At 47.5% G+C, this 6,654-nt stretch carries 3 protein-coding genes and 1 pseudogene; 2 read left to right on the forward strand and 2 right to left on the reverse strand.

Features of this window, described 5'->3' with window-relative positions:
- Positions 1-457 (forward strand): metallophosphoesterase (locus tag RMO84_RS12330; protein ID WP_310488748.1); only part of this gene is annotated, 457 nt, incomplete at its 5' end.
- A 5-nt stretch (positions 458-462) separates the two neighbouring features.
- Here RMO84_RS12330 and RMO84_RS12335 read toward each other — a convergent pair.
- Positions 463-2,826 (reverse strand): CHAT domain-containing protein, encoded by a 2,364-nt coding sequence (locus RMO84_RS12335; protein WP_310488749.1) that lies wholly within the window; start codon positions 2,824-2,826, stop codon positions 463-465.
- 9 nt (positions 2,827-2,835) lie between these two features.
- Positions 2,836-5,967, reverse strand: a complete 3,132-nt coding sequence (locus RMO84_RS12340; RefSeq protein ID WP_310488750.1) for an S-layer family protein — start codon at positions 5,965-5,967, stop codon at positions 2,836-2,838.
- A gap of 195 nt (positions 5,968-6,162) precedes the next feature.
- Here RMO84_RS12340 and RMO84_RS12345 point away from each other — a divergent pair.
- Positions 6,163-6,654: pseudogene (locus RMO84_RS12345) on the forward strand (hypothetical protein); the annotation flags it as partial.

Here is a 6,654-nt window from a genome sequence, read left to right on the forward strand (position 1 = left end):
TGTCAAATTTTTTGTGCTCGAAACTAGTTCGATCGTCGATCCGGCATCGATCGAAAGAGCGACTCAATTAGCATGGCTCGATCGCGAGTTGGCTGCCAGTAAAGCCAAATGGAATATCGTCTACGGTCATCACAATATCTATTCCGCTGGGGTCTATAAGGTCGATGCAGTTATGCGCAGAGATATTACCCCGATCCTGAAAAAACATAAAGTGAAATTGTGGATTAACGGCCACGATCATAACTATCAACGATCGAAATCGATCGACGGTACTACTTACCTGGTCTGTGGCGGTGGCGGTGCCCATCTCTATCCAGTCAAACCGCAGCCTTGGTCGGCATTCGCTCAAAGTATCCACAGTTTCGGGATTGTGGAAGTTTATCAAGACCAAATTCTCTTAACTGGTATCGATAGTCAGGGCAAGATTATCGATCGCGGTTTGGTTAATTTGGCATAAGATTTTCATTGCCAATTACCGACCAGTACAAATGCCGCCCAGTAGTAAGGCGATCGATACTGCGGATTGCGTAATAAGGACTGTTGGGCAAGTTTTAAAGACTCAGCTTTGCTGAGTTTTTTAGTAACTAGATTTCGATAAAAATCAGCCATTAAAATTTGGGTAGCTTTGTCATTGACTTTCCATAGAGATGCGAGCGTACTTCTGGTGCGGGCTTGGATTGCTACCCCCGCTAAACCCAATGTCGCGCGATTATCGCCACTAGCAGTTTCGCAAGCACTTAATACTAATAAATCGATAACTTTATTGGCTTGGACATTGCGATTTTGGATCGTCCGATTGAGACTATTGAGATTGAGGCGATCGTCCCAAGTCAGGATAAAAGTTTGTTCGGGATCGGAGCTAAATTCGCCATGAGTGGCTAGATGTACGATCTCGGAACTGTCAGATCCCAATTTGGTAGTTACTCGATCTTGACTAAATTCAGCGTCGAGCAGCTTTTGACTGGGGATGAGATTGCTAATAAAATCTAGTTCTTGCTTAACTCCCGCCAGCGATTGAAAACCTTGTCGCGATTGACTAATTCCGCCTAATAAAGCTCGATATTGTCGGCGATCGATATTTTGGGGTGGTACGAGTTGCAATCCTGGGGCGAGGGCAAGATTGTAACTTTCAACTAGATATTTTTTGCCATCATATAACATCGACATTGGTATATTTCTCAATACGCCATCGAGAACAAATACTAATGTTTTGGTATTAGACTGTTGCAGATCTTCAGCTAGCGGTGCAATAATCAAATCGTAAATTTGTTGCGATTGTTTTTGAAATGCGCGTTCTTGCGGTGCATAAAACTCATAGTTATCTAGCTTGGTACGAAGTCCTTTAACCGCATTCTCAATATCAGCTTTAGGTATCGATCGACTGTAATAGCGGAGTGGCTGTCCAGGAATTGCGGCGATCGTGGCAATGCGATCGGGTAAAATAATTGGATAAACGATCGTTGCCGAGCGATCGATTTTATCTAATGGGACGGTATAAGTATCCAGACAACCTTGGCGGAGATAGTTTTCTAATTCAGCTACTTGGAGAGACTCGATCGTGTCGCGGGCAGCGGCGAGGTTATTAGCAATAGTTCGATCGCCGTTTTTTAATAACAGATCGACTAGTTCGCGATAGACTGGCTCGACACTATCCCGAAAGGAGAATTGTAAATCTGCTTCACTGGCACTAAGATCGTTGCGGAGTGTTTTGAGATGTCTGACCGCTTGTTGATAAGCGATAATCGCGTGAGAATCTTGAGGGTCGAGCTTGGAGATCGTTCTACCGAGCTGCCAGTGGAGCCGATATGCCAGATCGGGAGCGGGTAAACTTTCGGCGATGACTAGAGCTTTTTCGGTGAGCTGCTTGGCAGATCGATCTTGCCCGATCGATTGATATAAACTACCGAGTGTCCCGATCGCTTGAGCTTCACTTCTTTTGTCTTTAATAATTCTAGATCGAGCGATCGCTGTATTCAATAGATCGTTAACTTTCAACAGTAATGCTCGATCTGTAAAATAGTTGGGCTGAATTTTTTGAATGGTTTTGACTAAGTTAATATAAGTGTAAATGCTACTCCGATCTATTGGTAGTAAATCTAATTCTCGCTCGATCTCCGCTGCTATTTTTAATATTTGAAGATGTAAATATCGCTCTGGTTCGAGTCGATACAAATTAATTTTGGCTTGCGTCTGGGCTAGTGGCAATCGATTGTTTACGATCGCCTCACGATATTTCTGACTGGCAGCTTGACGATCTCCCAGCAATTCGAGCGTATTGGCGAGGCTGAGATTTATTTGAGCTGCCAATCCAAATTCTTGCAACTCGATCGCCATTTTCAACGCACGATCTAGTGTCTCTTTCGCGCCGATATTCAGACTTCGATCGAGCCGATTACTTTTAACAGTTAGCACGCGGAGCGATTTGAGGGTATTGCCCAAACTCAATAAACCGCGTACTTTGAGCGGCGAATTAGGTTCTGTTTGTAAGTTGGTATCGATCGATCTCAGCAGGACTAGAGCCTGACGATAAAACCCCAGCGATTGCAAAGCTTGAGCTTGATTGATTTCCGTGCCAATTATCCCTTCGCGATCTTTGATTTGCGTATAAAGTTTATGTGCCTGTTGCCAGTTAGTTAGGGCTAAATTCGCTCGACCGGCGGCTAAATTTTCTGCTCCGGTTTTGGTGAGGTTGCGCGCCGTATCGAGGAGAGCATTATCGACCGAGGTAGTGGGGTTTCGATCGGCAATTGCCAATACTGGGGCTGACAGTTGAAAATTGAGTAAGACTGATAGTGCGATCGATAAATAAGTGGCAATCCGGTGCATGGCTGTAATCTAATTATGTTGCGGACAAACCACCCGATTTTCGATCGCCGCACCTTCGGTACTAGCAGCAACTAGAGTAACCTTGCCGCGATCGATCGTCCAGCCGACTGCGGGTTGTGGTAGTCTGGGGAACGCTTGATTAGAGCCAGTTGCTAACGGTAGTTTGGAGTTGCGGGAGTCGAGCCAAACTACATCAGTTGGGGGCAACTCATCCGCCGTCGGCTGCTGTCCGCCGCGTCCGGTAACGATTAGTTTTCGATCTCGTCGCTCTGGGTTGCAAGTTTGGGCGATCTGCTGACTGGCATCTGTAGGCACGGTAGGGAGTTCGCTGAGGTCTTTGCCAGGATCGATGCCGGGAGTTTCGATCCCGACTTTGCCGATTTGGCCAAATTCCGAGCTGACGGTAATATCGCTATTGCGGGTTTGCTGGGGACGAAATTCAATCCCAAATAAGCCTTGGGATTTGATGTTCACGTTGCCACCGCTACCTTTGATAGCATTGGCGGTAATGTCGCTATTCTCCAGCGGCACGGCGACGATGAGGGTAGCAACGATGTTGATATTGCCACCATTACCGCCCTGTTGTGGCGTACCATTGGCAGTGGTGGTAACGATAGCACCGCGCCGCAGTAATAGCAGATCGGTGGTGGGGCTACCAATGCGAATATTGCCACCATTCCCAGATAGAGAGGCAGCATTAATCTGAGTACTGTTATCTAACGTTATTTGGCGCGAATTAAGATCGATATCTCCGCCCGTGCCCAGATTGCTGGCGGTAGTGACAAATAAGCCTCCGATACCCGATAGCCGCGCCGCATCAGTTGTGGTAATTTTAATCCGACCCGAATTTCCCTGTCCTAAATTTGCGGCTAATAGCGACGCACTATCTTGGAGTAAAAAGGAACGAGCATCGATCGTGATATTGCCGCCATTTCCGATCGTCCGATTACTGACGACGCTGGCAATGGCACCTCTCAAGTTATTACTCTGGACACCAATAATATCAACAGCTCCATTGGCTTTGATGTTGATATTACCAGCATCACCCGTACCATTATTAGAAGATGTCAACAACGCGCCATCGGTTAGTAATACGCTAGCAGTATCGATCGAGATATTACCGCCCTTGCCCGTTCCACCTAGCTCTACAGTGTCGATAATTGCCGTGCTTTGTCCTGCCAGATCGACAGCCTGTTTTGCCGTTATGCTCACATTACCAGCATCGCCAGTGCCCCGCGCTAAGGCGCGTAACTGTGCGCCATCTGCCAAAGAAACTGCACCAGCATCGATCGAGATATCACCCCCGTTGCCGATACCCCCTGCTTCTACCGTGCTAAATATTCTGGTATTGCTACCCGTCAAAGATACGGCATCTGTGGCTTCAAGCGTCACACTGCCAGCATTACCAGTGGCATTATTATTAGCGGCAATTAGTTGCGCCCCGTCAGCTAATGATACTGATTTGGCATCGATCGCGATTTTACCGCCTGTGCCAATACTTCCGGCTTCGAGGTTGGTAGAGATAGTGGTGTTTTTACCCGACAGGGCGACCGCATCTGTGGCTCTGAGTGTCACATTACCTGCGTTACCCCGTCCGAAAGTGGCAGCAGAGAGCGTCGCACCATCCCGTAAGTTGAACGTATTTGTAGCGATCTCGATATTGCCGCCAATCCCGATTCCTTCCATCGTACTGGCGATATCGGCAGCAGTTAGGGAAACATCATTTTTGGCAGTGACAGCGATATTACCCGCATTGCCGCGTCCGCTAGTGACGGCGGCGAGAGTCGCACCGTTAAATAACGATAGGGAACCAGTATTAATATCAATCTTGCCACTATTGCCGATGGCATCTGCCCCCACTAACGTATAGATGCTGCTATTTTTGCCAGTGATATCGATCCTGCTAGTCGCCGTCACGCGAATATCGCCTGTATTGCCCTGCCCTAATGTCACAGCTTGAATGGTGGCACCATCTCGGAGTGAGAGCGTATCGGCATTGACAAGAATATTGCCCCCTTGTCCTTGGGCGTTGGCGCGCACGCTACTCGCGATCGCACTATTGAAATCCATATTGACTGTGCCTGTCGCATTGAGCTGAATATCTCCAGCCACAGCTCCGGTTGTCCCCAATCCCCGCTCGATCCCACCTCGCAGCAAGCTATCACCCAAGATCTCGATATTCCGCGCATTAATAGTGATATCGCCATTCCCTGCACCAGCAACATTAACAGTAGATTGGTTAGTCAGCGATACATTCGATCGAGTGACATTAGTTGGCAAACTCAGACGGGGATTGGTACCGACGTTACTAAATCCGATCTGTCCTGGTGCTGACAAACCAGCGAGTTCGACTCGCCCTCCAGGGGCATTTATCTGTCCGCTATCGATCGCAATGTTCCCGCCAATTAAGCCGATGTATTGACTGGGATTAGTAGTTTGCAGGGTACCAAAATTGCGAATTCCCCCATTACCCCCAGTGAGGTTGAATCGCGAGACGTCGAACAATACATTGGGATTTACGCTCAGTAATGGTGCATCACCACTAGGATTAGTGCCAAATGAAATCGTCCGTCCGGCACCGTCAACCAGATCGATCGCATTGGCCGTACTCGCTGCAAATACCCGTCCCACATTCAACTGCGTATTTGGCCCGAAGACAATTCCGTTCGGATTAATTAGCAAAAAATTGGCACCTTGAGTGTTAATGGTGCCATTAAGATCCGAACCTAAATTACCAGTAACGCGGGTAATAATTGACTGGTTGCCAACTGGATTGGTGAACGTAACTATGCCATTTGTCGGTACCGAAAAATCTTGAAAACTATGAAATAAATTCTGACCCCGATTCAAACCACCTGTAATCGCAAAATTATTACTAGTCCCCGCAACTTGTGTCCCTAGCGTGTTATCGGCGATCGGGATGCGATTGGATGGTTGATAAGTTTGGGAGCTAGCGATGTGGGCTGTCAGCAGGACGCTACCAAACACGTTAGGTACTAACCAGGGAGAGGCTTTCATCGGCTGAATCGGGTCGATCGCAATAGCCCCTAAATTGTACCATTTATCACAATTTTCATACGGATTATAGCAATTACCTAACTTCACGTAGAAAAGTACGTGGGCTTCGATCGATTTGGGCAATTTGGCAGGTAGTTAAGTACTTTTGAGTATGCATGAGTCGATCGTGACTCTAGCTAATATTTCCGATAGAGTAGCCATCACCAGCCAGATCTCATCGACTTTTCTATACATAAAATCCACAGTCATATCTGGGATTTATCTTCAGATATTCACTACGTGCATCCACTCAATAAATTTACTGAAAAATTGAAACCTATGAAATCAATTACTGCTACCTCACTACTCACCGGCATGTTAGCTGCAAGCCTGCTGGCAGCTACCACCGCTCAAGCCCAGGAAAAAACTAACGATGCGGGTTTAGCAATTCAGCTTGGTAACGGCACGAGCATCGGTGTTCAAGGTAAAATTGGCATATCCAAAAACTTCTCACTGCGCCCAGAAATTTTCTTCGGTGGCAGTGGTACTGCCGTGGAGAATGTCACATACACCACTACTGGCCCCTTGCGGAATCCTACCGCATTTACGACCCCCACTTCAATTGTCGCACCAGCACTGTCTGGCCCCTTCACTTTAGATGTGCCACTGACAGTACCTACCAACGTGACAACCCCAACGACAATTGTTTTGGGCGGTAGGACATTTGCTGCTGGCTCAACAATTCCCGCTGGCACGATCGTTCCGGCTGGTACTAGCGTGCCGGCTGGCACAACAATTCCCGCCGGTCTGATTTTACCTGCTGGCACAACC

It is taken from the genome of Chamaesiphon sp. VAR_69_metabat_338 (assembly GCF_031423935.1).
Taxonomy (GTDB): domain Bacteria; phylum Cyanobacteriota; class Cyanobacteriia; order Cyanobacteriales; family Chamaesiphonaceae; genus Chamaesiphon.